This is a genomic window from Halomonas sp. XH26, from assembly GCF_024138895.1.
Taxonomy (GTDB): domain Bacteria; phylum Pseudomonadota; class Gammaproteobacteria; order Pseudomonadales; family Halomonadaceae; genus Vreelandella; species Vreelandella alkaliphila.
Window position 1 is genome coordinate 3,422,194 of sequence record NZ_CP071889.1, and the last position, 25,322, is coordinate 3,447,515.

23 protein-coding genes are annotated in these 25,322 nt (G+C 54.2%); 9 read left to right on the forward strand and 14 right to left on the reverse strand.

Annotated features, from left to right (window positions below):
• Nucleotides 1-86: 86 nt before the first annotated feature.
• The 5 genes from J4377_RS15720 to J4377_RS15740 all read right to left on the reverse strand — a co-directional run bounded on the left by J4377_RS15720 (nucleotide 87) and on the right by J4377_RS15740 (nucleotide 4,639).
• Nucleotides 87-848: an ABC transporter permease gene (locus J4377_RS15720; RefSeq protein ID WP_009722819.1), complete on the reverse strand. Its 762-nt coding sequence runs from the start codon at nucleotides 846-848 to the stop codon at nucleotides 87-89.
• On the reverse strand, nucleotides 845-1,780 hold the full coding sequence (locus J4377_RS15725; RefSeq protein ID WP_253486115.1) for an ABC transporter ATP-binding protein: 936 nt from the start codon (nucleotides 1,778-1,780) through the stop codon (nucleotides 845-847). The genes J4377_RS15720 and J4377_RS15725 overlap by 4 nt, the downstream gene beginning before the upstream one ends.
• A gap of 58 nt (nucleotides 1,781-1,838) precedes the next feature.
• A complete protein-coding gene (locus J4377_RS15730) occupies nucleotides 1,839-2,117 on the reverse strand; it encodes a peptidylprolyl isomerase (RefSeq protein ID WP_009722821.1) in 279 nt (92 codons plus the stop codon).
• A 294-nt stretch (nucleotides 2,118-2,411) separates the two neighbouring features.
• Nucleotides 2,412-3,476, reverse strand: a complete 1,065-nt coding sequence (locus J4377_RS15735; RefSeq protein ID WP_253488161.1) for a serine hydrolase — start codon at nucleotides 3,474-3,476, stop codon at nucleotides 2,412-2,414.
• 56 nt (nucleotides 3,477-3,532) lie between these two features.
• Nucleotides 3,533-4,639 (reverse strand): heparan-alpha-glucosaminide N-acetyltransferase domain-containing protein, encoded by a 1,107-nt coding sequence (locus J4377_RS15740; RefSeq protein WP_253486116.1) that lies wholly within the window; start codon nucleotides 4,637-4,639, stop codon nucleotides 3,533-3,535.
• 92 nt (nucleotides 4,640-4,731) lie between these two features.
• Here J4377_RS15740 and J4377_RS15745 point away from each other — a divergent pair, with 92 nt between their 5' ends.
• The gene (locus J4377_RS15745) at nucleotides 4,732-5,748 is read left to right on the forward strand and encodes an IS30 family transposase (protein ID WP_253485442.1); all 1,017 of its coding nucleotides are present in this window, start codon (nucleotides 4,732-4,734) and stop codon (nucleotides 5,746-5,748) included.
• A 176-nt stretch (nucleotides 5,749-5,924) separates the two neighbouring features.
• Here the strand turns inward: J4377_RS15745 and J4377_RS15750 are convergent, their stop codons facing one another.
• The 4 genes from J4377_RS15750 to J4377_RS15765 form a co-directional block, all read right to left on the reverse strand.
• The gene (locus tag J4377_RS15750) at nucleotides 5,925-6,224 is read right to left on the reverse strand and encodes a hypothetical protein (protein WP_095603728.1); all 300 of its coding nucleotides are present in this window, start codon (nucleotides 6,222-6,224) and stop codon (nucleotides 5,925-5,927) included.
• 300 nt (nucleotides 6,225-6,524) lie between these two features.
• On the reverse strand, nucleotides 6,525-7,820 hold the full coding sequence (locus J4377_RS15755; RefSeq protein ID WP_038478464.1) for a TRAP transporter large permease: 1,296 nt from the start codon (nucleotides 7,818-7,820) through the stop codon (nucleotides 6,525-6,527).
• Entirely contained in the window at nucleotides 7,817-8,347 is a 531-nt protein-coding gene (locus J4377_RS15760; RefSeq protein WP_226912500.1) for a TRAP transporter small permease, read from the reverse strand. The genes J4377_RS15755 and J4377_RS15760 overlap by 4 nt, the downstream gene beginning before the upstream one ends.
• Nucleotides 8,348-8,455: 108 nt before the next feature.
• Nucleotides 8,456-9,436 carry a TRAP transporter substrate-binding protein gene (locus tag J4377_RS15765; protein WP_253486117.1) on the reverse strand — a complete coding sequence of 327 codons (981 nt, stop codon included), beginning with the start codon at nucleotides 9,434-9,436 and terminating at the stop codon, nucleotides 8,456-8,458.
• 308 nt (nucleotides 9,437-9,744) lie between these two features.
• On the opposite strand from J4377_RS15765, the gene J4377_RS15770 reads away from it, so the two are divergent.
• Nucleotides 9,745-10,512 (forward strand): SDR family NAD(P)-dependent oxidoreductase, encoded by a 768-nt coding sequence (locus tag J4377_RS15770; protein ID WP_253486118.1) that lies wholly within the window; start codon nucleotides 9,745-9,747, stop codon nucleotides 10,510-10,512.
• Between the two features lie 18 nt (nucleotides 10,513-10,530).
• On the opposite strand, the gene J4377_RS15775 is transcribed toward J4377_RS15770, so the two are convergent.
• Nucleotides 10,531-11,433 (reverse strand): LysR family transcriptional regulator, encoded by a 903-nt coding sequence (locus J4377_RS15775; RefSeq protein ID WP_038478477.1) that lies wholly within the window; start codon nucleotides 11,431-11,433, stop codon nucleotides 10,531-10,533.
• Nucleotides 11,434-11,584: 151 nt separating this feature from the next.
• On the opposite strand from J4377_RS15775, the gene J4377_RS15780 reads away from it, so the two are divergent.
• The gene (locus tag J4377_RS15780) at nucleotides 11,585-12,790 is read left to right on the forward strand and encodes a CaiB/BaiF CoA-transferase family protein (protein WP_095603724.1); all 1,206 of its coding nucleotides are present in this window, start codon (nucleotides 11,585-11,587) and stop codon (nucleotides 12,788-12,790) included.
• 10 nt (nucleotides 12,791-12,800) lie between these two features.
• Nucleotides 12,801-13,763 (forward strand): hydroxymethylglutaryl-CoA lyase, encoded by a 963-nt coding sequence (locus J4377_RS15785; protein ID WP_231658032.1) that lies wholly within the window; start codon nucleotides 12,801-12,803, stop codon nucleotides 13,761-13,763.
• Nucleotides 13,764-13,765: 2 nt separating this feature from the next.
• Here the strand turns inward: J4377_RS15785 and J4377_RS15790 are convergent, their stop codons facing one another.
• The 4 genes from J4377_RS15790 to speB form a co-directional block, all read right to left on the reverse strand.
• A complete protein-coding gene (locus J4377_RS15790) occupies nucleotides 13,766-15,226 on the reverse strand; it encodes an aldehyde dehydrogenase family protein (protein WP_253486119.1) in 1,461 nt (486 codons plus the stop codon).
• On the reverse strand, nucleotides 15,227-16,879 hold the full coding sequence (locus J4377_RS15795; RefSeq protein ID WP_253486120.1) for a 5-guanidino-2-oxopentanoate decarboxylase: 1,653 nt from the start codon (nucleotides 16,877-16,879) through the stop codon (nucleotides 15,227-15,229).
• A gap of 11 nt (nucleotides 16,880-16,890) precedes the next feature.
• Nucleotides 16,891-18,273 carry a YjiH family protein gene (locus J4377_RS15800; protein ID WP_253486121.1) on the reverse strand — a complete coding sequence of 461 codons (1,383 nt, stop codon included), beginning with the start codon at nucleotides 18,271-18,273 and terminating at the stop codon, nucleotides 16,891-16,893.
• Between the two features lie 135 nt (nucleotides 18,274-18,408).
• Nucleotides 18,409-19,359, reverse strand: a complete 951-nt coding sequence (gene speB, locus J4377_RS15805; protein ID WP_095603720.1) for an agmatinase — start codon at nucleotides 19,357-19,359, stop codon at nucleotides 18,409-18,411.
• A 199-nt stretch (nucleotides 19,360-19,558) separates the two neighbouring features.
• Here speB and J4377_RS15810 point away from each other — a divergent pair, with 199 nt between their 5' ends.
• The 5 genes from J4377_RS15810 to J4377_RS15830 all read left to right on the forward strand — a co-directional run bounded on the left by J4377_RS15810 (nucleotide 19,559) and on the right by J4377_RS15830 (nucleotide 25,319).
• Nucleotides 19,559-20,977 (forward strand): sigma-54-dependent Fis family transcriptional regulator, encoded by a 1,419-nt coding sequence (locus J4377_RS15810; RefSeq protein WP_253486122.1) that lies wholly within the window; start codon nucleotides 19,559-19,561, stop codon nucleotides 20,975-20,977.
• Between the two features lie 114 nt (nucleotides 20,978-21,091).
• Nucleotides 21,092-22,222, forward strand: a complete 1,131-nt coding sequence (locus tag J4377_RS15815) for an ABC transporter ATP-binding protein (protein ID WP_253486123.1) — start codon at nucleotides 21,092-21,094, stop codon at nucleotides 22,220-22,222.
• A 29-nt stretch (nucleotides 22,223-22,251) separates the two neighbouring features.
• Complete coding sequence (locus J4377_RS15820) at nucleotides 22,252-23,532, forward strand: ABC transporter substrate-binding protein (protein WP_253486124.1); 1,281 nt, start codon at nucleotides 22,252-22,254, stop codon at nucleotides 23,530-23,532.
• A 63-nt stretch (nucleotides 23,533-23,595) separates the two neighbouring features.
• Nucleotides 23,596-24,480, forward strand: a complete 885-nt coding sequence (locus J4377_RS15825) for a carbohydrate ABC transporter permease (protein ID WP_038478503.1) — start codon at nucleotides 23,596-23,598, stop codon at nucleotides 24,478-24,480.
• On the forward strand, nucleotides 24,477-25,319 hold the full coding sequence (locus tag J4377_RS15830) for a carbohydrate ABC transporter permease (protein WP_253486125.1): 843 nt from the start codon (nucleotides 24,477-24,479) through the stop codon (nucleotides 25,317-25,319). The genes J4377_RS15825 and J4377_RS15830 overlap by 4 nt, the downstream gene beginning before the upstream one ends.
• Nucleotides 25,320-25,322: the final 3 nt, after the last annotated feature.

Below are 25,322 nucleotides of genomic sequence, written 5' to 3' on the forward strand. Positions count from 1 at the left end.
GATGTATCTAAGAACGATTGATTAAAAAAACAAGTTATCAAAACAGCGGTGTTGGCAAAGAACCGCTCAACAGGCAATCCGCAGGTTTAGGGCTTTAAGCGATAACCGGTGCGGAAAATCCAGGCAATGGTGGCAAGGCTAGCGGCCAGGAAGAGCAGGATCATCGCCACGCTGGCCGCTAAACTGACATCGCTAATGCCGTAGAAGCTCCAACGGAACCCACTGACCAAGTAGACCACAGGATTGGCCAACGTAACGGTTTGCCAAAACGGCGGCAGCATATCAATAGAATAGAAGCTGCCGCCCAAAAACGTCAGCGGGGTAATCACCAGCAAAGGCACCAACTGCAGCTTGTCGAAACCATCTGCCCAAATGCCGATAATAAAGCCCAGCAGGCTGAAGGTGACGGCGGTCAGCACTAGGAAGGTGAGCATCCAAATCGGATGAGCAATTTCCAGTGGCACAAATAAGCTGGACGTTGCCAGGATAATCAGCCCCAGAATGATCGATTTCGAGGCAGCAGCGCCCACATAGCCCACCACCACTTCTAAATAAGAGATGGGCGCTGAGAGAATTTCATAAATGCTGCCGGAAAACTTCGGGAAGAAAATCCCAAACGAGGCATTAGAGACACTCTGGGTAAGTAGCATCAGCATAATCAGCCCAGGCACAATAAAGGCACCGTAGCTGACCCCGTTAATCTCGCTGATGCGTGAACCAATCGCCGCGCCAAACACCACAAAGTAAAGCGAGGTTGAAATCACTGGCGACACAATGCTTTGCAGCAACGTGCGGCGGGTGCGCGCCATTTCCGCCATATAAATGGCACGAACGGGGTAGAGATTCATGGGCGCTCCTTTACCAAATCGACGAAAATATCTTCCAACGAGCTCTGCCGGGTGTGCAGGTCTTTAAAGCCAATGCCCGCCTTTTCCAACTGCGTGAGCAGCGCAGAAATACCGCGTCCGTCCTCTTCCTGACGGCCATCGTAGGTGTACACCAATTCATAGCCATCTGCAGCCAGGCTCAGCTCGTCTTGATCAAGGGACGCAGGCAACGCAGAGAGCGGCGTGTGCAGCTGCAGCGTTAGCTGCTTGCTGCCAAGCTTTTTCATCAGCGCTGCTTTCTCTTCCACCAACACAATCTCACCGCGATTAATAACGCCAATGCGGTCGGCCATTTCTTCGGCTTCTTCAATGTAATGGGTGGTGAGAATGATCGTGACACCATTATCCCGCAGCCCGCGCACCACTTCCCACATATCACGGCGTAGCTCGACGTCTACCCCAGCGGTGGGTTCATCTAGAAATAGAATGCGTGGTTCATGAGAGAGCGCTTTGGCGATCAATACACGGCGCTTCATACCACCGGAAAGGGTCATCAAACGGTTGTTGCGTTTGTCCCATAAGGCCAGCGACTTAAGCACTTTCTCGATATGCGCTGGATTGGGCGACTTGCCAAACAAGCCACGGCTAAAACTGACCGTGTTCCATACCGTTTCAAAGGCTTCGTTGGTCAGTTCTTGAGGCACAAGACCAATACGTTCGCGGGCCTGACGATAGTGGCTAACGCTATCATAGCCATCGACGACGACGTGGCCTTGGGTTGGGTTCACCAGCCCGCACACCACGCTGATTAACGTTGTTTTGCCCGCCCCGTTGGGGCCAAGCAGGGCAAAAATCTCGCCGCGCTGAATAGTTAAATCCACACGGCTAAGGGCTTGAAAGCCACCTTCGTAGGTTTTGTTCAAGCCTTCAATAGTAATAATGGGATCGTTCAAGGCGTGCTCCTCACACCGCGACAGCATTGCCGCGGTGCTTGACGGATGTTCGGCGCCATTAACTGCGGCTAGTGATTTCCAACAGGTGGTAACCAAACTGGGTTTTGACCGGGCCGTGTACTTTGTTCAGGTCACCGCTGAAAACGACCTTGTCGAACTCCGGTACCATTTGGCCGGGGCCAAAGCTACCTAGGTCACCGCCTTGGCGGCCAGAAGGGCAGCTAGAGTGCTGCTTGGCCACTTCTGCGAAATCACGACCGTTTTCGATCTCTTGCTTCAGTGTGTTGCACTGCTCTTCACTGCTTACCAAAATATGACGGGCGCTGGCACGTGCCATAACAAACTCCTAAGTAATAAAAAAAAAGAACCTACATAACCTGTTGCTGTTTCATTTTGCCATAACCGTCATCGCGGGTGCGCTTCGCTTACCACGCGCTACAAAACCTATGGCACCTACCGTAGCGCGGTGTAACGAATCTCGCGAGGTACGAGCGAATGAGGCACCCGCGTCGTTAGCCACCAAGCGCTACAACTTTCCAACGGCAGGCCGTGAAACATCAACAGAGCATTGGCTCAGTTTATCATGCTGGTACGGCGTTAGGCGCTAGCGTTAGCGTTAGCGTTAGCTTGATTAAAGGTCAGCTAACGCACCACTAAAACGTAGCGCGTCACCAACACTTGCCAAGGCGCGTTCGTGGGCGCTTACCGAAAGCGGGCCTCGGCTACAGGCGACAATTACCCAAGGTCCCTGGGCTGACGAAATGCGCGAGGCAATACCCGCATCGCAGCTACGACGGTGCTGGGTACCGGTCTTATGGGCAAAATGAATGTCACTGCCCAACCCTTGTTTCAAGCGGCGCTCGCCAGAGGAGGTGCGGCTCATTACCGCCAGCAGCGTTTGGCGCTGCTCGGTATTCAAATCCGTCATACCCCCATGGTGAAGCGAGGCTAGCACATCCCCGAAGGCGCGCAACGTGCCTACGTTCTCACCCGTGGCTTCGTAAGCATCAAAGGCGCGGTCGTAGTCAGGCTGCTCGAAGGCATCTTGGCGCACGCTAAGGGCACGGGCTAACGCTACTGGGCGCTGGCTAACGGGATGCTTGCGCAGCGCCATAAAATCTAAACCACCTAAGTCTTGGGCATCTGGATGAAACTGGCCATACACACCTTGGCGTACTCTAACGAGCTTGCTAATCGGCCCTATATGACCGGGTCTTCCTCCGCTCGCGGCCACCATGGCCTTTGCCCGTGCATTCACTGCCTCAAGCCCTACACGATCAATCAGCATATCTGAGGCGGTGTTATCGCTAACGGTGATCATCTGTTCCAACAAATAACCAATAGAAATAGGCGTGCCTGGATCATGCCAGTTTACCGGGCCTGCGCCATCCACATAGTCACTGCGCGCCAGGGTAATCCGCTCATCAAGCGATAGCCTGCCAGCTTGGCGTTCGGCCAACACCTGAGCAGCCACCGGTACTTTTATCAGCGATGCCAAATACCATGGCTCATCGGCTTTCCATGAATAGGCTTCACCACTGGCCAAATTCTGCACATACACACCCAGCTGCCCACCAAACACCTCTTCGATGGCGGCCATGCGGGCATTTAAGTCACCCTGCCAGCGGCTCTGTTTATCGACTTCATAATACCAATCTGCATGAACAGGCAGTGCTATTAACAGCGCTACGACCATGAGCCCGCGCTGTATCCAGTGTCGCAAATCGTCAACTCCCGTTAGTTTGCTCGCGCTTAGCGATGAGCCGCCATCCAGCGGGTCAACCAAATCCACAGCGCGGCACCGAGTATTAATAAGCCACCAATGCCAAGCGCCTGCGGATAGCTGTAGGCCCCCTCGCCTTCCAATAAAAAACGCAGTACTAGAAAAATCATCACGATATGGAAGATAAAGGCTTTGCGCGCATCACTACCGATGAGAGTGATCGGCAACAGTGCTTTCGCAGCGGTGGCGCCACCCGCTAAGGCAAGCCCAAGCAGCACCAACGCGCCACCCACGCTAAACAGCATAAAGTTTATCCCTGGCGGGTGTTTTCCCACATTACGAGCCACCGCCATCATCGCACCATGAACATCGCCCCCGGCGATGGCTATGCCATAAAAAGCGCCGACCATCAGCGCCCCCGACCCTGCCAGCCAAAGAATTAAACGGCGGCGTAAGGTGGCATCGAAATAGCAGCGTAACAGCGCTTCGCCGATCAATAAGCCAGACAATATTAGTGGGGCGCGGCTAAGCTGTCCCCAGGCATAGTGCTCTTCATGGTCCACCAGAAACGCTTTTAAGAGCTCGTAGCCCCCAAAGGAAAAGCCTTGTAACCACGCTGAAAGCGCCGTTAATCCTGCGATGGTCGCCAAACGTCCCCACAGTGGCGTTCGCGCCCACAGCGGCAATATTAATGGCACCCATAGCAAGGCAATGGCGTAGAAGCCGAGAATCTCTACCCAGATAGCAAACCGCCCGTAGAGCAGCGTATCAACAATATCGCTAGGCGAGCTAAAGGGGAGCATTTCGATAATAATCAGCGCTTTATACCAAAACCAAACCTCAATGGCCCTTACCCATAGCTTTAATCGCCGCTGGGGCCAATCGTCACTTTGCGTGTGAGATAAGAAGGCCACCGCCAGCGCGATGCCGAACACTAAAATAAACAGCGAGGACGAGAACTTAGTTAAAAAGTGGATAGGCACCATGCCCCAGTCGGGCACATGACGCATGCCTACTAAACCACTAACGGCATGACTGATAATCATCAGCCCAATGGCAATGCCACGCGCGAGATCAATCGCTTCGATTCGTCCTTGCGCTTTAGGAAGCTGTGGAACCTCCTTCCAGTTCAACACGTCGGCAACGTCCTTGTGGCTGATGTTAGTAATAGAACCTTGGCCGCAGAAACTGAGTGCAACACCTGAGCATTTCGCTAAGGTGTTGTCCCATGTCTTACCTCGAACTCAGCATTGAAGAACGTGCCAGCATCCAAGTGGGTCAAGCCCAAGGGATGAGCCTTCGGCACATTGCCCAGCTCTTAGGGCGAGCTCCTTCAACCATATCTCGTGAAATACGCCGTAACCAAATGGCCCAGAACGGTTACTGTGCCCGGCACGCCCAACGTCAGCGAGAAAAGCGTCGAGTAGTCTGTCGTCCTGCGCGTAAGCTTTTGCCAGGCACCGAGCGGTTTGATCTCATCGTGCATATTTTGCGGCGACGCTTGTCTCCTGAACAAATTAGCGGCAAGCTCAAGACGATGAAACTACCTGATTTGCGCGATGCCTACGTCTGCCGAGAGACCATCTACACGGCCATTTATGCCTTGCCCGTTGGCCACCTTCGCAAGGAACTGATTCACTGCTTGCGACAAGGTAAAACCACACGCAAGCCTCGCCGTGGCGAAGTGGATCGACGTGGTCAGATCCCTGACATGGTCAGCATTCACTTACGTCCGCCCGAGGTCAGTAAGCGTGAAATGCCCGGCCACTGGGAAGGCGATCTGATCAAAGGTAAGAATAACGCGTCCGCGGTAGGCACCTTGGTAGAGCTTAGCAGTGGCTATCTGATCCTCGCAAAAATGGACGATGCCACCGCCACATCCGCCGTAGCAGGCTTTAGTGCTGCTCTGAACCGAATGCCGACCACCGCTCGAAAAAGCATGACCTATGATCAGGGGCGTGAAATGACACACCATGCAAAAATTACTCAAGAAACCGGTGTTGCGATTTACTTTTGCGATCCCCATAGCCCCTGGCAACGGGGAGCCAATGAGAATATCAATGGCCTTATCCGTCAATATTTACCGAAAGGAACAGACCTTTCAGTACATAGCCAGGAAGAGCTGGATGCCATTGCCTTTGAGCTGAATATGCGGCCTCGAAAACGCTTTGATTTTAAATGTCCGATAGAAGTGATGAGCGAGCTGATGGCCAAGTACCATGAAAGCCCATCAACCATCCAATGAGTGTGTTGCACTCAGAGTCTGCATCCGCCAACTCTAACCATAGCCTATTCATTCCCTACGCCCTATCCTCACGCCCTATGTGGCATCTTTTAACGCAAAAATGCCCCGCAACTGGCGGGGCATTTCATGGTTCATCCGTGAACCGGAATAGAAGTTAATCCTTTAGCAGTCATGGGTTACCAACCGGAATCATCTTCCTCTTCAGTTTCCCATGTGTCTTGCTCTTCTTCTTCCTCTTCATAAGTGAATTCTTGCTCTTCCTCTTCGTACTCAGTAGTTACACCTTCATTAGTAGCGCCTTGCTCTTGATCAGAGTCGAAAGAGTTGTAGGCGCCTTGCTCATCCTGGGTCGTTTCTTCCTGAGGAGCGGGCTCGTAATCATCGTTGCCTTCCATGCCAGCAAAGGCCAGCGGGCTAGCGATTAAACCAAACGATACGCCTAAAATGCCAAGTTTCTTGAGAGCTTCCTTTTTCATAGTCATGCCTCCTGGTATGGCTTCGCTTTCACTTTGGTTTTCGGTAATCAAAAAATTCGATCATTTGAAAACCTTGGTTAGTGGCAAGAACGTCATGTCTTCCTAACACTTCGTTCTTGCCCAATACATTGCAGCCGCCATACCAAGCCATGCCAACAAAATAAAAAACACTTTAAATACAGAGACTTGTACAAAAATAATGCATACCAATCTAATGGCGCACCGATCTTTAATTAGCGATTTATTGTTTACCGCTGACACATGAGCCCTGTTGCATCATGACAAACGAGGTTTGGGGGATTAATACCCCATCACCCGAGGCAGCCACGTGGCAAGGCCAGGTATCGCGATCAACAATAAAATCGTGGCCAGAATCGGTAATAGGAACGGCAACACCGCTTTGACCACCTGCCCATAGCGTAGTCGCGTAATGCCCACCATTAGAAACAGCACCGTGCCAAAGGGTGGCGTGATAACTCCCACTGAAAGCGTAATGACCATCACAATGCCGAAATGGACAGGGTCTAACCCCGCGCTTAGCGCAGCAGGCACCACAATGGGAGTGAAGATCAGGATGCTCTCGATGACCGACATGAAACAGCCGATAAGCAGGAAAAACAGCGCAAAGCAGAGCAGCAACGCAATCGTCGGCATATCGATGCTGGCCACCTGTCCCGCCAACGCTTGTGGAATGCCCATGCGCACCAAAATCCAGCCGTAAAAACTGGATACCGCAATAATCAGCAGAATCACGGCGCTGAACATAAGGGTACGTTGGAAAGCATTAAACAAGTCGCGCAGGCTTAAGTCACGGTAGATCAGGCCGCCTAAAATAACCGCATAGAGCGAGGCAATGGCGCCCGCTTCCGTTGGCGTAAAGAAGCCCCCCCAAATACCACCGACAATAATGGCGGGCATCATCAAGGGCAGAATAGCGCGCTTGCCGGTTCGGACGACCTCGCAGGCATCAAACGGCGTAGGCTTAGGCATCACTACTTTGCCTGTTGCCCCGAGCATTACCGTCATTCCCATCAACAGTAATGCCATCAAAATGCCGGGCAGCAGCCCCGCCATAAACAGCCCGCCGATACTCACGTTGGCCAACCAGCCATACACTACCAGCGCAATACTGGGCGGCAGAATCGGCCCAATCACGCTAGAGGCGGCGGTAATTCCAGTGGCGTAACCCAAATCATAGCCACGCTCTTTCATGGCTTTAATTTCAATGCTGCCAAGACCCGCCGCGTCAGCCACGGCAGTACCCGACATGGTGGCAAAAATAGAGCTGGCCACTACGTTAGCGTGACCAAGACCACCTTTGGTAAAGCCTACTAATGCCGTGGCGAAGTCAAAAATACGCGTGGTTGTTGAGCCAATATTCATAATATTGGCAGCCAGAATAAACAGCGGAATGGCCAACAACGTAAAGTTGTTGAGCGTTTGCACCATCCGCAGTGGCAGTAGCTCAACGGGCAACCCTCCGGTGCCGGTGAATACCAAAGCGATAAATGAAGTAACACCGATAGCAACCACGACAGGCAACCCGATAGCCATTAGCACCAACAGGCCGCCAACGAAAATTAGTAATTCAGTCATGGTGCCGTCACCTCTTCTTCGCGGGGTGCTTCAAGCCAGAAAACCGGGCCGCGCAGCGTTTTCCAAAGGGCGATGACCGCCATGCTTGCGAAGCTAAAGAAGATACCGTAGTAGAGGTAGCTGAAACTGATACTTAACGAAACGGTTTTATTGTTGGCGCTCATATCCGACATAATCCACGCGCCCCATGCCGCGAGCAGAAAAAAGCCGCAAGAGATCAGCGAAGTAAGGCGATACTGTATATTTTTACCTAAGCTAGAAAGTTTGTGGCTGAACAGGTCAACCACTAAATGCTCACTGCGTACCCACGCAGAGATAGACCCAAAGCCAATGGCATAAATGGCCAGCAGTGACGCAACTTCTTCTGTCCAGGGCATCCCCAACCCAAGTAAGTCACGGGCTACCACTGCAGACACAATGAGCAGTAATATCGCGGCCATTAACGTCACCCCCACCCCATCGCAAAGACGGGTGGTGTAACGCAACACATAAAAAGCGATTCTATCCGGCCCGTTTCTGGGCGGCATAGCTGAATCCACGGGAACGCTCCTGAGGCTTAATAAGGCTTAAATAGGTATCTTTTAAAACTACAACGACGGCCTGATAGGCCGCCGTTGTTCATTTAGCACAAGCAATTACTGGCTTTCATTACCTAACGCATCTTCACGCACGCCATCAGCCATACCGGCCATTACACGATCAATCGCAGGCAACGCCGCTTCGCGGAAAGGTGCCACATCCGGCTCAATGATGGTCATCCCTTCATCCTGCAGCGCTTCTAGATAGAACTCGTCAAGTTCACGCTCTTGCTCTGAACCGTATTGACGAGCTACGTCGATCGCCTCTTCGATCAATGCCTGATCATCGGCTTCTAAGCCACCCCACCAGCGTGAACTGGCTACCCAGCTCCACGGAAACTGCACGTGGCTGGTCATAATGATGTGATCCTGTACTTCCCACAGGCGGCGGGTATAGGGCGAGGAGAGCGAGTTTTCATGGCCATCGACTTGACCTGTTTGCATGGCCAAGTAAATTTCCGGCGCGGGAACGTTCACTACCTGGGCGCCGATCTCTTCCCACACCTCAAGCCACACGGGGAGCGATGGCAGACGCAAACGGAAGCCGTCTAAGTCTTCAGGGCTATTGATTGCCTTGTTGGCGGTCATATGGCGTGGGCCACGGTGCTGCAAACCAAAATACTTAAGCCCGCCTTGGCTCTCAGCCTGATCAATCAATGCCTGGCCAGAAGGGCTTTCCATATAGGCGTCGACTTCGTCCCAGGTTGAAAAAACAAACGGCACGGTAATAGCGTCATACTCTGGCGCATACTGCTGGCGCCAGTTGCCGCCAGTGATAGAAATCTGGGTTTGACCTAAGTTGAGCAGTTCCAGCACCGCGTTTTCACCACCGAGTGAGCCTGCTAGAAAAGGACGCACCTCAAAACGGCCCGGTGCCTGCTCTTCTAGGTACTCGGCAAAGCGCTCGACTGCTGCGCTTTCGGAGCCGCCTTCGCTCATGGTGTTGTTAACTTGAATTTCGATCGGGTTTGCCAAGGCAAAGGGGGCCGCCGTTAGCATACCCAGGGTGGCCAGCGTGGTAAGCAATGTTGTCCGCATAGGATGACTCTCTACGGTTGTCGTTATTGGATGTGGTTATGGTTATTAAGCGTGATACCTATCACAGCATTTTTGCTGTTTGATTGATCTTGAAACAAGCAGCCAAGCGGCTCAAATCGACGTTTATGAAGGCTGACTTCGTCAAATACGATGGCTAGAAACGCCGCTATAGCGCGCTAAACTACGCACCCTATTATCAGCATACGACCAAAGATGAATACCCACTGCACCCTTAGGCTATCTCAATGGCGCTTGTCTGCTGTTTTTAGCAGCGGCTTTAACCGCTATGTTCGCCAGGAGCTTTCATCATGCACGAAACCGCACCCGTCGTGTTTATTACCGGCGCCACTTCTGGAATAGGCCTTGCTTGTGCCCACCGTTTTGCCCAAGCGGGCTGGTCACTGGTGTTAACAGGACGGCGTCAAACTCGCTTAGAGGCGCTCTATAACTCACTGAAAAACAGCGTACCTGTGCACATCGCTCAATTGGATGTCAGCAACCCACAAGACGTTGCTAACGTGGTTGCGGCGTTGCCAGAACGCTTTCAGCACGTGCATACACTGATCAATAGTGCAGGACTAGCGCTGGGTAAGGGGCCAGCACAAAACGCTGAGCTGGATGATTGGCACCGCATGATTGATACCAACGTAAAAGGATTAGTGACTGTCACGCGCCACTTGCTGCCCAAACTTATCACCGCAGGCCCCGGCTCAACGGTAATTAACCTGGGTTCTATCGCCGCTCATACACCTTACCCAGGCGGGCATGTGTATGGCGCCACCAAAGCCTTTGTAGAACAATTTAGCTATAACCTGCGCTGCGACGTTGGCCCCCAGGGCGTTAGAGTGACCGACCTCGCCCCGGGGATGACAGCGAGTGAATTTACGCTGGTTCGCATGAAAGGTGACCACCAGGTAGCCGATAGCTACTACGCAGGAGCGGAACCACTTCAGCCTGAGGATATCGCCGACCAAGCATTCCATGTAGCCTCACTTCCGCCGCATATCAATATCACGCGCTTAGAAGTGATGCCGCTTTGTCAGCAGTGGTCGGCCCCTTCGATACTGCGGGATTAAGCGCCGATTTGATGAGTTTTATAACGCTGAATGCTTTTCTGCGGTCAGCAGGTCCACCATGTGCCTTGCCGTGACAGGAAGCGTCGCGTAGCGGCGCACGCCAATAACAAGTTCACGCTGGGCCCAGGCGTCGCTCAACGGAATGCTTTTAAGCTGCAGATCACCTAGCTCGCGGTAGATCGTTTGCTCTGGTAGCACACCGACCCCCATGCCATGGTGAATCATGCGGCAAATAGCATCAAAACTACGTACCTGAATGCGCATTCGCAGCGCTCTTCCCGATAGATTAGCCTGCTCAAGCAATAGCGCTTGCAGTGACGCATCTTGCTGCAAACCGATAAAGTCGAAAGCGAGCGCTTCATTGAAGGCAATACTGCTTCGCTCCGCTAACGGGTGTTTATCAGGCGTTACTAGCACTAAGCGATCACGCCGATACGGAATTATTTGTAAGTCTGGCGCAGCCACATGCCCAGCAAAAATGCCAATATCGGTCAAGCCATCCCGTACAGCGGCAATAATTTCATTACTGACCCGCTCTTGCAGGTCGATTTTGATTTCAGGGTAGTGGCGAGAGAACGCACTAAGGTCTTGGGGGAGAAACGCAATGATTGCTGAGGTATTGGAATGAATACGCACATGCCCACGCACGCCTTCACCATATTCGCTAAGCTCTGCCTGTAAGCGTTCAACGTTGTCGAGTATGCGCCGCGCGTGATGCAAAAACGCATGCCCTGCTGGGGTTAGCTCCACCCCACGGGGCTTACGGTAAAGTAGCGTTGCTCCGACCAAGCTTTCAAGATCGCTCATTCGCTTGCTAACGGCGGCAAGGGCTAGGTGTTCGCGTTCGGCAGCCGCGGTCAAGCGGCCTTCGTCTGCAACAGAGATAAACAGCTTGAGCGTAAAAAAATCAAAGCGGCGCAACTCGGCAAACTCCTGAAAAGTAACCTGACTATGCTAGCGCATACCTTCGCCAGTCACGAAACCTTTGTTACCCATTGCCTAATTGTCTCGCCTAAGCGGCTCACGCATGCTGGTAGGCAACAATATTAACGACACGACCAGGAGAGCCTTAATGCATGCTCCCGAAGCGCGCCAGCTTCCTTTAGAAGGCCTGAAAGTCCTTGAACTTGGGCAGCTCATTGCAGGCCCTTTTGCGACCAAGCTGCTGGGTGAATTTGGTGCCGATGTGATTAAAATTGAGCCGCCCGGCACCGGTGACCCCCTTCGCAAATGGCGAATGCTTGAGGAAGGCACCTCTCTTTGGTGGCACGTACAGAGCCGTAACAAACGCTCGGTGGCGCTGGATTTGCGCAGTGAAGAGGGTCAAGCGCTGGTGCGCGAACTCGCTACCGAGGCTGATGTAGTGGTGGAAAACTTCCGCCCAGGCACATTAGATAACTGGGGGCTGGGCTGGCAAGCGCTCTCAAAACTCAACCCACGGTTAATCATGGTGCATATTTCCGGCTACGGGCAAACGGGGCCTTACCGCGACAAACCTGGCTTTGGGGTAGTGGGTGAAGCCATGGGCGGGCTGCGTTATCTCACCGGCCAGCCGGGAGAGCCTTCCGTCAGGGTAGGCGTGAGCATTGGTGATTCGCTGTCCGCGCTTTACGCTGTCATTGGCACCTTGCTGGCACTGCAAGAACGCAACCGCAGCGGCCTGGGACAAGAGATCGACGTGGCGCTGTATGAGTCGGTATTTGCCATGATGGAGAGCCTGCTACCGGAATTCGATGCCAGCGGCCAAGTGCGCGAACCTAGCGGCAGCGCCCTCCCCGGCATTACGCCTTCTAACGCCTACCGCTGCCTGGGAGGCGATTACGTATTGATTGCCGGTAACGGCGACAGCATTTTTAAACGCTTGATGGGCGTGATTGGCCGTGATGATCTGGCCAACGACCCCGCGCTAGCCCACAACGATGGCCGCAGCCAGCAGGCTGAAATGATCGACGCAGCGATTCAAGCGTGGTCTGAAGAGCGCCCAAGAGAGGCGATTCTTAAAGCGCTGGATGAGGCGCGTGTGCCAGCGGGCTATCCGTACACCGCCGAAGATATTGCCTTTGACCCCCATTACTTGGCGCGGGAAATGATTCAAACCTTCACCCGCCCCAACGGCAAACCATTAAAAGTACCCGGTGTACTGCCCAAACTTAGCGCTACCCCAGGGCGACTCGGCGATGGCGGTCCGGCGCTTGGCCAGCATACCGATGACGTGTTGGATGAGCTGGGCATTGACCAGGAAACCCGTGCCAAGCTGCGTCAAGCGGGCATTATTTAAGGAGAGCGCTATGCATAATTCCACGAGCCAACCCGTGCTCTGTCCCACAGCACCTTGTCCTACAAAAATAGAAATTAATGAAGTCGCCCCGCGTGACGGCCTGCAGATTGAAGCGCGCTTTGTCCCCACAGACGATAAGATCCGCTGGATCGACGCACTCTCCACCACCGGCCTGCGGCGCATCGAGGCCACCTCGTTTACGTCCCCCAAAGCGATTCCTAATCTGCGCGATGCTGCGGATGTTGTCACTGGTATTCAGCGCCGGGCAGGCGTCGATATCAGCGTATTAGTGCCTAACCTTAAGGGCATGGAGCGCGCGCTTGCCTGCCAGGTGGATGAGATTAATTTAGTGATGTCGGCAAGCGATAGCCATGGCCTGGCGAACCTGCGCATGACACCTGAGCAGTCGCTTGAGCAATTTGCCGCGATTGTGGAGGCCTGCCAAGGCAGCGACGTATTTATCAACGCCTCGCTTTCGACCGCCTTTGGCTGCCCGTTTGAAGGCGAGGTGCCTGAAACGCGGGTGCTTACGCTGGTGGAACAACTGATCGCGCGGGGCATTCAAGGCGTCACGCTATGCGACACCACGGGCATGGCCAACCCAGCCCAGGTGAGGCGCCTGTGCGACGCCGTGCTTGAGCGATGGCCGGAAACACCGTTCACGCTGCACTTTCACAACACGCGTGGCATGGGCTTAGCCAACGCGCTGGCGGCGTGGCAGGCGGGCATTAACCGCTTTGATGCGTCGTTAGGCGGGCTGGGGGGCTGCCCTTTTGCCCCAGGCGCTAGCGGTAATGTATGTACCGAAGACTTAGTACATATGTTTGCAGCGATGGGGGTCGATACGGGCGTCGATCTAGATGCGCTACTTGACGTTGCCACCACCCTGCCGACACTTATCGGCCACGACGTGCCCGGACAAGTGGTAAAAGCCGGGAAGTCATCCCGGCGTTATGCTATGCCCGAGCGTTAGTCTTACGCTGGCCCAATCACATGCTTCACTTCCAGGTAGGCACTTAGCCCCCAGGGGCCAAGTTCACGCCCAATGCCGCTACGCTTGAAGCCGCCCCAGGCGGTTTCAGGCAACACCAGCTGCGCGCTGTTGTACCAAATACTACCGGCTTTTAGCTGGCGACCAATGCGCTTTGCCCGCTCAGGATCACCGCTAATCACCGTCGCAGCTAATCCATAAGCGCTATCGTTGGCGAGTTTAATCGCCTCTGCTTCGCTGGTAATGCTGCGTGCGCAGAGCACGGGGCCAAAAATCTCCTCTTGCCACAAGCGGCTTTCCAGCGGCACATCACGGTAAAGCGTCGGCGCTAAAAAGTAGCCCTGCGTGGGTAACGTGCGATGGGTAATATCGCGCACTGCCGTTAGGCCTTCTTGCGCTGCCAAGTCTAAATAGCGTTGTACCGCATCGCGCTGCTTAGCGCTGGTCAACGGTCCTAAGTCGGTACCTTCGGCGAGTGGGTCGCCCAGGGTTAGCGCATCCATCCGCTCAGCTAGGGCGGTGTAGAGTGCTTCTGCTACGTTTTCATGTACCAGTAAACGCGAAGTCGCTGAACAGATTTGCCCGGCATTGAAGTAGATACCCGCCATTACCCAGTCGGCGGCTTGGGCTGGGTCGGCGTCTTCCATTACCAGGATCGGCGATTTTCCACCTAGCTCTAGGGAGACACTGGCAGTGCGAACGGCAGCAGCTTGCATGACGGCTTCGCCGACTCGGTTACTGCCCGTAAAAGAGATTTTATCCACACCTGGGTGATTGGTTAGCGGTGCGCCAATGCCCTCGCCATCGCCGTTAAGCAGATTCAGTACACCGGCTGGCAGACCAATTTCCAGGGCAATTTCTGCCAGTGCCAACTCGGGGAGCGGCGTCACCTCTGACGGTTTGAGCACTGCGGTACAGCCTGCCGCCAACGCGGGCGCCAGCTTCCAGGCGCTTGTCACCAGCGGGAAGTTCCAGGGGGCAATCAACCCCACGACGCCCACAGGGTCATGATACGTACGCGCCTCGACGCCCTCCATTTCCATACTGACCAGCTCGCCTTGGCGGGCATCCAGTGCTTTGGCCTGCTTGGCATAATAGCGATAACAGGCAATCGCGTCGTCCAGGTCAATGCCTGCTTCTGCAAGCGGTTTACCGTTATTAGTGGCTGACAGAGTGATTAGCGCTTCTCGACGGGCCTCCAACGCATCGGCAAAGCTATCTAGGTACTTTGCACGCGCAGCGCCACCCAGCGCTTGCCAAGCAGGTTGTGCTTGCTGAGCGGCTTTAACGGCAGCGTCGACATCTGCCGCGTCCCCCGCTGTGACCTGAGCAATGCGCGCTTCGCGATAAGGGTTCATCACATCGAGCATGCGCGTGCCTGCTGAGGCAACCCATTGGTTGTTGATGAACTGCTGATTGATAACTTGCTGGTTGAGTAACGGCATCTACGTATCCTGGTCGAAAATTCGGCACGCACGCTGCCAAGCAGCCGCGTCTATTTCAATGAGTAACGGGCCACTTGAAACACGCTTAGCGAGTGAGTTTGCAAGCTCCTCAGGGCTTTCTACCCGCACGCTTGGGCAACCAAACCCTTCGGCCAAAGTAAGAAAGTTGGGGGCTTTAATATCCACGCCCAAACGAGCCACACCGTTGGCATCCATATAGCGGCGAATTTCTTCGTAGCCTGCGTTGTGCCACAGCACAATCACCACCGGCAGGCGTTCCTCCACCGCAGTAGCAAGCTCAGCAAGGGTGAACATCACCCCGCCATCACCGACAAGTGCCACCACGGGTAGATCAGCGCGAGCTAACTGCGCCCCTAACGCCGCTGGCAGCCCATAGCCCAAGGTGCCGTAGCCGGTAGAGGCATTGAAGTAGCGTCTTGGCGCTGGCTGGCTGACTAAGTGGTTGCCTGCATACACCGGCGCGGTGGAGTCACCCACCAAAATCGCCTCAGGCAAGTAGTCTGCTAGGATTTTATAAAGCGGTACGAAGTCGCTAAAAGCCGGATCGTTAACCAGGTTAAGTGCGCTCAACGTAGTGGCAGTACGTTCAACACCGTGGCGCTGCAAAGGTTCGGGGAAATGAGCGAGTAGAAGCGCTAGGCTACGTCCGGCATCGCCCACTAAACCAAGCGTTGTATGCTGATTACGCACCAGTTGTTCAGGGTCGAGGTCAATTCGAATCAGTTTTCCATGGAGGTGAAAGCCACCATCAAACACGACATCGTAGTCGGTCTCGCCAAGCTCGGTACCCACCGCTAAAATCACATCGGCGTTGGCCGCCAGTTCGCGCACCGCTGGCAGGGCGGCATTCGCGCCCAAATCCAGCGGGTGGTCGCGGCCTAGTAGCCCTTTGGCGTTGATAGTCGTCACCGTGGGGGCATCAAGCTTCTCCACTAATGCTCGCGCTGCCTCTGGCGCTGCCACACAGCCACCACCTAACAGCACCAAGGGTTGCTTCGCGGCCTTTAACAAGCGGGCGGCTTCGGCAAGCCCATCCGGGTCAGGCGCTGCTCGGTAAAGCGATGGCGCTTGCCAACTGGCCGGAGCCTTCACCGGCACATTGAACAGGTCAATCGGAATTTCAATATGCACCGGGCCTGGGCGCGCACCATTGAAGATCGCAAAGGCGCGTGCAAGCACGTCAGGCAGCGTATTGGCATCTAATAGCGTGTGGCTAAAGCGTGCCACGCCGCTGATCATCTGCTGCTGGCTGGGCAGCTCGTGCAGCCGACCTTGGCCTAGCCCCAGCGTATCCCGACGGTTAACGCTGGAGATCACCAGCATGGGAATGGAGTCTGCTAATGCTTGGCCCATCGCAGTGGCAATATTGGTCATTCCCGGGCCAGTGATAATCAGACATACCCCAGGCTGACCGCTGGCGCGGGCATAGCCATCGGCCATAAACCCTGCACCCTGCTCATGGCGCGGGGTTATATGCTGCACGTCGCTGCCTTCCAGCCCACGATAAAGCTCTACCGTATGCACGCCCGGAATACCGAACAGAGTACGAACACCATAGGTTTCACGCAGCAGGTGGATCAATAGCTCGGCACAGGTCATGGTTGAGTGATTGCGCATTGCATCAGCGTTCATGACAGGCCCTCTCAGAAGAAAAATGTATGGGCCATAAAGGCGATGATGGGCAACGTAATGGCCGTGCGCAGTAAGAAAACGGCGGCTAGCTCCCAGAGCTTAATAGGGATTTTTGATTTAAGTAGTAACGCGCCAATTTCCGACATATACACCAGCTGTGTCATCGACAAGCAAGCGATCACAAAACGGGTCAGCTCGCTTTCAATATTCGTCGCCAGCACTGCTGGTAAGAACATATCGGCAAACCCGACCAACGTCGCTGGAGCAGCCGCTTGTGCTTCAGGGATACGCAGCAACTCAAGCACCGGCACCATGGGGTAAGAGAGCCAGGTAAACAGCGGAGTAAACTCGGCTAAAATCAGCGCGACAGTGCCGATAGCAAATACCAAAGGCAGCAGTGTCAAAAAGATATCAATCACGTTGAGTAGTGCTAAACGCACCAACTCTTTTGGCCCTGGCGCATCCGCTGCCCGGCGAGTTGCCTGGAGCAAGCTGTAACGAAACAGCCCTACATTTTCGGTGCGCTTCTCGCTTAACTGGCAGCCAACAGGCTCGTAGTAGTCGTTAGATTTGAGCGATAGAGGGGGAATCCGCGCCACGATGATGGCAGCAATCAGCCCTGACACGACTACCGTAAAGTAGAACTGTACGAAGAGATGATTGATATCAACAAAGTTAGTAACCAGTAGACTAAACGCGATGGAAGCCACTGAAAAGTTAGTCGCAATGACCGATGCCTCGCGAGCATTGTAATAACCCTGCTCATACTGTTGGGCGGTGATCAATACACCCACGGTGCCTGACCCCATCCAAGAAGCCGTTGCATCGATAGCACTGCGTCCAGGAAGATTAAAAATCATCCGAAACGGCTTACGCACCATGGTGCCGATAAACTCCATAAAGCCAAATTCGACCAAAAACGGGAGCAGAATCGCCGCAAAGAAGAAGAACGTCAGTAGCACCGGCGCCAAATCATTGAGCATTACGCCGCCAGTAAACGGTGCCGTCACAAATTCTGGGCCGACTTGGAAAAAGGTCATGACGACAAAGATGGCACCTAAGATGCGCATCACTACCCAAATAGTGTCTACGTCAAACATCTCTTGAAAGTGCCCACGTTGCGCCCAGTTAGGCTTTGCCACTTTAACGTAAAGCGTTATCACTACGGACAGACATAGGACTAGCATGGCAATGGCAGGTAGTGCAGAACCAAGCAGCGACTGCAACCCATCGGCCATTAGGCCCATGCCAATATTAATCGTTCCTCCCACTTGAAAAGGCACCAAAAACAAGAGGACGCCAATTAAGGAGGGAATCAAAAACTTCAGCAAATGGGCACGGTGAATTGGAGCCGACGGCTCGGCATCATCCAATTTTACTTGAGAGAAAGACATACGGTTCACCTATTAGAAGTGATTATTGGAGGTGGGCTGGTGGCGTCCTGGCAGGCAATAAGCAGCCTGCCATTTCTCTGACCATTAGCGCTTTGTCAGGTAAGCGCTTTTATTTATTAGCTATTTCAGGACAGCTTAATCACTGTGTTTCACGCCCGGCAGCACGCAGAGCATTTCGTACAGCAGTGTGGCGCCCATCAATGCGGTATTACCGCTGGGATCATAAGGAGGCGACACTTCCACTAGATCACAGCCGACGATGTTCAAGCCTGCCGCACCGCGCACAATTTCTAGCCCTTGCGCTGAGGTCAGTCCGCCCATCTCTACCGTTCCCGTTCCTGGCGCAACAGAAGGATCCAAGCCATCGATATCGAAGCTGATATAGACAGGCACATCGCCCATCTGCTCGCGCACTTCTTCCATCAAGGGAGCAAGCGAGCGATGCCAGCACTCTTCAGCGGGAACAACGCGGAAACCCTGGCTTCGGCACCAATCAAAATCTTCGGCGGCATAACCGGTACCACGAAGGCCGATTTGCACCACTTTGCCGTGGGCTAACAGGCCTTCTTCCTGGGCACGGCGAAACGGCGTGCCATGGGCAATCGGCTCACCGAACATGTGCTCGTTCACATCGGCATGGGCATCAATATGGATCAGCCCCACTGGCCCATGCTTTTTGGCAATGGCACGTAAAATGGGCAGTGTCAGGGTGTGTTCGCCGCCCAACGTCAGCGGAATGCAGTTGTGTTTAAGCACGTCATCATAAAAGGCCGTGATGATGTCCACACTTTTGGGCAGGTGAAACGTGTTGATGGGCACGTCACCTATATCGGCCACTTGTAAACTTTCAAACGGGGCGGCGCGGGTAGCCATGTTATAGGGTCGAAGCATGCGAGATTCATCACGAATCTGACGTGGGCCAAGACGCGTACCAGGGCGGTTAGACGTACCAATATCCATTGGAATACCGATAAAAGCAGCATCTAAGCCAGCGGCGCTTTCCTGGGTGGGTAAACGCATCATGGTGGCTGGCCCACCAAAGCGCGGCATGCTATTGCCCCCAAGCGGCTGGTTAAAATCAGACATACAGATCTCCTTGGCGTTGTTCATGTTGTAGCGCTGAATAACAACTACATTGCACAGAACATGCCAAGTCTCTAAACGCCCTAACAATAGGGCTTTCAGCCATTATCGATGCAGTAATGAATCAAAATCACGTACACTTAAGTCATATATGCATCATCGATGCAAAAATGAATCACAGGTTGCTCAAGAGACAATCGCTATGAGTGAAATCGATAAGTGCGTGCTAAAAACCATTGTGGAAACCGCCAACGATCACTTCTTTATCGTCAGCGGAGAGGGTCGAGTGCTTGATATTAGCCCCGGTGCTGAGGCTGTTTATGGTGCGCCCCGGGAAGAGCTGCTAGGCAATAGCGTTTATCAGCTTCAGCAAGCAGGCATCTTGAAGCCATCCATCACCTTAGAAGTGATGCGCACCCACCAGCCAGCCCAACTTATGCAGGTAACAGGCACCGGACGCCGTGTGATTGCTGAAGCCTACCCTGTCTTTGTGAATGGAAAGTTGGAGCGTGTTATCAGCCGCTCCAGAGACTTAACCGATTTACAGCTCCTACAAGACGAATATGCACTACTCCAGAAGCGCTTTAGTGAGCACTTAAAACGTAGCCAAGCAGCCCCCGATGCCGAGGAGCAAGCGCTGGACGACGCGCTGGATAACTTGCAGGCGCGAAGCCACGTTATGCGTGAAGTCGCCTTGCTTCTCAAACGGGTCGCCCCCTCAGACGCTAATGTATTGATGCTGGGAGAGTCGGGCGTGGGAAAAACCGCGTTTGCCAAACAGTTGCACCGTTGGAGCAAACGCCATAACCATCCCTTTATTGAGGTTAACTGTGCGGCCATTCCCGAAAACTTATTTGAGTCTGAGATGTTTGGCTATCAGCCCGGCGCGTTCAGCGGCGCGGCTCGCCAAGGAAAAGCAGGCTTATTAGAGCAAGCAGAAGGTGGCACGCTGTTTCTCGATGAAATCGGTGAGCTTCCCTTACTAATGCAAACCAAACTGCTAAAAGTTATCCAGGACGGAAGCCTTACCCGGTTAGGCGATACACGACCGCGCAAAGTGGACTTTCGCTTAGTTGTCGCCACGAATCAGAATTTAGCTAAACAAGTAGAAGCGGGCCTATTTCGTCTGGACCTTTACTACCGTCTCAACGTCATACCGGTCACGCTTCCCCCTTTACGCGACCGCCGAGAAGATATTCCTGATCTCGTGGAAGCCTGTTTGAAACGCCTTAACCAACGCTATGGGCGGCAAAAAATCCTGGGCAATCCAGTATGGTCAACGTTAATGGGAAGCGACTGGCCAGGTAACGTCCGCGAGCTTGAAAACTGGCTAGACAGAGCCTGGCTATCCAGCCCAACGGATCAAATTGAAGCACCTAGTCCTCACCCCTTTACGGAGCAGCCCCCTGCTAATCTAGCGCAAACGTCAACCTCTTCGTTAGTCGCCGCCTTAGCACCAGAGGAAACCCTAAAGCAGTACCTAGCCAGACTAGAGCGCGAAACACTGGAAGCGTTGAGCAAAACGCTTCCCAGCACGTACGCCATTGCTGAGCGGCTGGGGATTAGCCAATCCAGCGTGGTGCGCAGGCTTCAGCGTTATGGCATCAAAGTCACCAAGTGAATTTTCCGCTTGACACAACCGCCGTCATCAACCATCCATGTAAGTGTCATACAACGGCAACACCTTCAACACAAGCTGAACCAATAACAACCAACAGCCGGTGATGTGTGTGCTATGTCAAACCAATCGCGTATTCGCTTGGAACGCGTCACTAAACGTTGGGACGCGACTACTGCCGTCGATGACATCTCCTTCGACGTCACGCCTGGGCAATTTGTCATTCTGCTCGGCCCTTCAGGCTGTGGTAAATCCACCACGCTGCGCATGATCGCGGGCCTGGAAGAGGCCAGCGATGGGCGTATTCATATCGGCGAGCGCGACGTTACCCGTCTGCCGCCCGGCGACCGAGGGCTGAGCATGGTGTTTCAGTCCTACGCGCTGTTTCCGCATTTGAGCGTTGCCGACAATATCGTTTTTGGCCTGCGCAGCCGCAAGGTACCCAAAGATGAGCAGCGCCAGCGACTGGCCAAGGTCGCCGAACTGGTTGATTTAACCGATTACCTAGACCGCAAACCTGCGCAACTTTCCGGCGGCCAACGCCAACGGGTTGCTTTGGCGCGCTCAATTATTTCCGAACACCCGATCTGCCTGATGGATGAACCGCTATCCAACCTGGACGCTCGGCTACGCAGCGACATGCGTAGGGAAATCAAAGCACTACAAAGTCGCCTGAATATGACGGTGATTTACGTCACCCACGACCAAGTGGAAGCGATGAGCATGGGAGATCGTGTGATTCTGATGCAGCACGGCAAAATCGTCCAGGACGGCACTCCGGACGAGCTTTATAACCGCCCCGCTAGCGCTTTTGCCGCCAGTTTTATTGGCAGCCCCGCCATGAACCTGCTGCCACTAGTAGCCGGTAAAGATGGTGCCGTTATCGAAGGCGAACCAAGTACCCACGTAGCTCCCTTGGATGCCGCTGGTGGACACTTGGGCATCCGCCCGGAAGATATCGAACTGCGTATCGCCCCCGGTTCCGGCGTACCCGCTAACGTATTAAGTGAAGAGTACCTGGGAGCGGATACCATTGCTTATGTGGCAGTGGGGTCGCACACCCTACGCGTGCGGCTTAGCGGCAAGCAGGCACTGACAGGTCAGCCATGTAGCCTCTACTGGACGTCAGAGAATACACACCTTTTCGATGCTGAAGGCCTGCGGCGGGATGACCTGACGACGTTCCCCTTACCCAGCTCATCTCGCAGCATTCCTCGCCCACCGGCGGTGGGCTCTTTCCAACACTGACAGCAGTATTGACACTTGCGGAGTCTCTTATGCGTTTGCGTACCCCTTTTGCAATGACCGCTCTGGCAGCGGGCTTGTTTAGCGCCGCCCAGGTAAACGCGGATAGCGTCGATCTGACCATGTACTACCCGGTCGCAGTGGGCGGTGCACTCACCGACGTCGTTGATAATCTGGTGGAAGAGTTTGAAAGCGAATACCCCGATATCAATGTGGAAGCGATCTACGCCGGTAACTACGACGACACCCGCGTGCGCGCCATGTCGGCGATGGAAGCGGGTGAAACGCCGCAGCTGTCGGTCATGTTCTCCATCGATCTGTACGAGCTGATTGAGCAGAACGCCATCGTCGCCTTTGATGACCTGGTCGAAACCGATGAAGAGCGCGAATGGCTCGATGGCTTCTACCCAGGGCTGATGGAAAATGGCCAGTTGGATGGCAAAACCTACGGCATCCCCTTCCAGCGCTCCACCATCGTACTGTTCTGGAACAAAAACGCTTTTGAAGCCGCTGGCCTAGACCCCGAAACGCCCCCTGAGAATTGGCAAGAGATGGCCGAAATGGCCGCCACCGTGCGCGAAGCCTCCAACGGCGAGCAGTGGGGCGTGATGGTGCCATCGACTGGCTACCCCTACTGGATGTTCCAGGCCTTTGCCTTTCAGAACGGCCACCGGCTAATGAGCGAAGATGGCACCGAGGTCTACTTCGACGACCCCGCAGCGGTTGAAGCGCTGGAGTACTGGGTATCATTGGCCACCGAGCACAATGCCATGCCTAACGGCACCATTGAGTGGGGCACCCTGCGCCAGAACTTCCTAGAAGAGTCCACGGCGATGATGTGGCACACCACGGGCAACCTGACCGCGGTACGCAGCGAAGCCAATTTTGATTTTGGCGTCGCTATGCTGCCGATGAAAACCCAGCGTGGCAGCCCCACCGGTGGTGGTAACTTCTACATTTTTGAAGATACGACAGAAGAAGAGCAGCGCGCAGCGATGACCTTTATCCGCTGGATGACCGCTCCCGAGCGAGCTGCCGCCTGGTCGATTGAAACCGGCTATATGGGCGTTAGCCCCGCCGCTTACGAAACCGACGCGCTGCAAGGCTATGTGGAAGAGTTCCCACCCGCCGCGGTCGCCCGTGACCAGCTCGAACACGGCACAGCAGAGCTTTCCACTTACCAGGGTGGCCGCATTCGCCGCGCCTTGGATAACGCCGTGCAAGCAGCGCTGACCGGTCAAATGACAGCGCAAGAAGCGCTTAGCCAAGCGCAGCAAGAGGCCGATAGCGTGTTACGCCGCTACGCCCGCTAATCGTTAGCCATTTTACTGTTCGCCGGGGCGCGCCCCGGCTTTTCCAACGTGCGGTACGTCTCTATGTCATTCACCAACCACCGCAAAATGCAGCTCTATGGCGCGCTTCTGCTACTGCCCGCTGCAGTACTGCTGACGACTTTTGCTTATTTACCGACCGTGACGACGGTCATTAACAGTCTGTTTTTACCCGGCTTTCGCGGTGCACCCACTGAATTCGTAGGCCTTGAAAATTATCAAGTGTTGTTCGATGACCCGACGTTTTGGAAAGTAGCGCGTAACAACTTAATCTACGCCGTCGGTACGATTCCTACGTCTATCGCGCTGGCTTTGGGTATGGCGCTATTCGTCAATGGCAAGCTTCGCGGTCGGGGCTTTGTGCGCATGGCCTACTTTACGCCGACGATTCTACCCATGATCGCTGCCGCCAATATCTGGATGTTTTTCTATGCGCCGCAAATTGGCCTATTCAATAAACTGCTCGGTATGCTGGGCTTTTCTGGGGTGAACTGGCTGGGCGATCCAAACCTTGCATTAAGTTCGGTGATCGTGATGTCGGTGTGGAAGGAGGCCGGCTTTTTTATGATCTTCTACTTGGCGGCGCTACAGAGTATGCCACCCGAGTTAAAAGAGGCGGCTGATTTAGAAGGCACTAGCCGCTGGAGCTTCTTTTGGCGCGTCACCTTTCCACTACTCATGCCCACCACGCTGTTTGTGCTCATCAATGCGCTGATTAACTCGGTACGGGTCGTGGATCACCTATTTATCTTGACCAAGGGTGGGCCCAACAACGCCACCAACCTGCTGCTCTACTACGTCTACGAGAATGCGTTCTCGTTCTTTGACCGCACCACGGCAGCCACCATTACGGTGGTGATTCTGCTAGTGCTCGCGGTAGTGGCCACGCTTAAGTTCACGATTTTAGATCGCAGGACGCACTATCAATGAATACGACCACTGCCTATGCGCACCGCTCCCGCTTCTTCTCAATCCCAACGCTGGAAACCGTGGCCGCGTGGCTACTGGCGATTATTTGGATTTTTCCGCTGCTGTACGCCTTTTGGGCCGCCTTCCACCCTAGCGAGTTTATGGTCAACTTTGCGCTTTTCGCCCCGCTGACGCTGGAGAACTTCACTAACGCCTGGTCTCAAGCACCCTTTGCCCGCTACTACCTGAACACCTTTGCGCTGGTAACGGGAGTAGTGATTGGCCAGTTTGTGGTCTGTACCCTGGCGGCGTTTGCCTTTGCGCGCTTTCCGATTCCCGGCAAGAACGTTCTGTTTATGCTGGTGCTGATTCAGCTCTTTGTGTTCCCCGAAGTGCTGATTGTCGAGAACTACCGCATCGCTAGTGGGCTGGGGCTGATCAACACCATCACCGGGATTGGCTTACCTTATGTGGCTAGCGCCCTGGGTATTTTTCTGCTCCGCCAAACGTTTAAAACCATCCCCCGAGAGCTGGAAGACGCCGCGCGTATCGAAGGCTGCAACTGGCTGGAAATTTTGTGGAAGGTCTACGTACCGCTAGCCAAGCCTACCTATCTTGCTTATGGGCTGGTCTCGATTAGCCACCACTGGAATAACTTTATCTGGCCATTAGTGGTGACCAACTCGGTAGAGAGCCGCCCGCTAACGGTAGGGTTAGGGGTATTTTCCGCGCCCGAAACTGGGGTTAACTGGGCGACCGTTAGCGCTGCGACGCTGTTAAGCATCGCCCCGCTGCTAATTGCCTTTTTGCTCTTCCAACGCCAGTTCGTGCAGTCGTTTTTAAGAGCGGGGATTCGCTAGGAT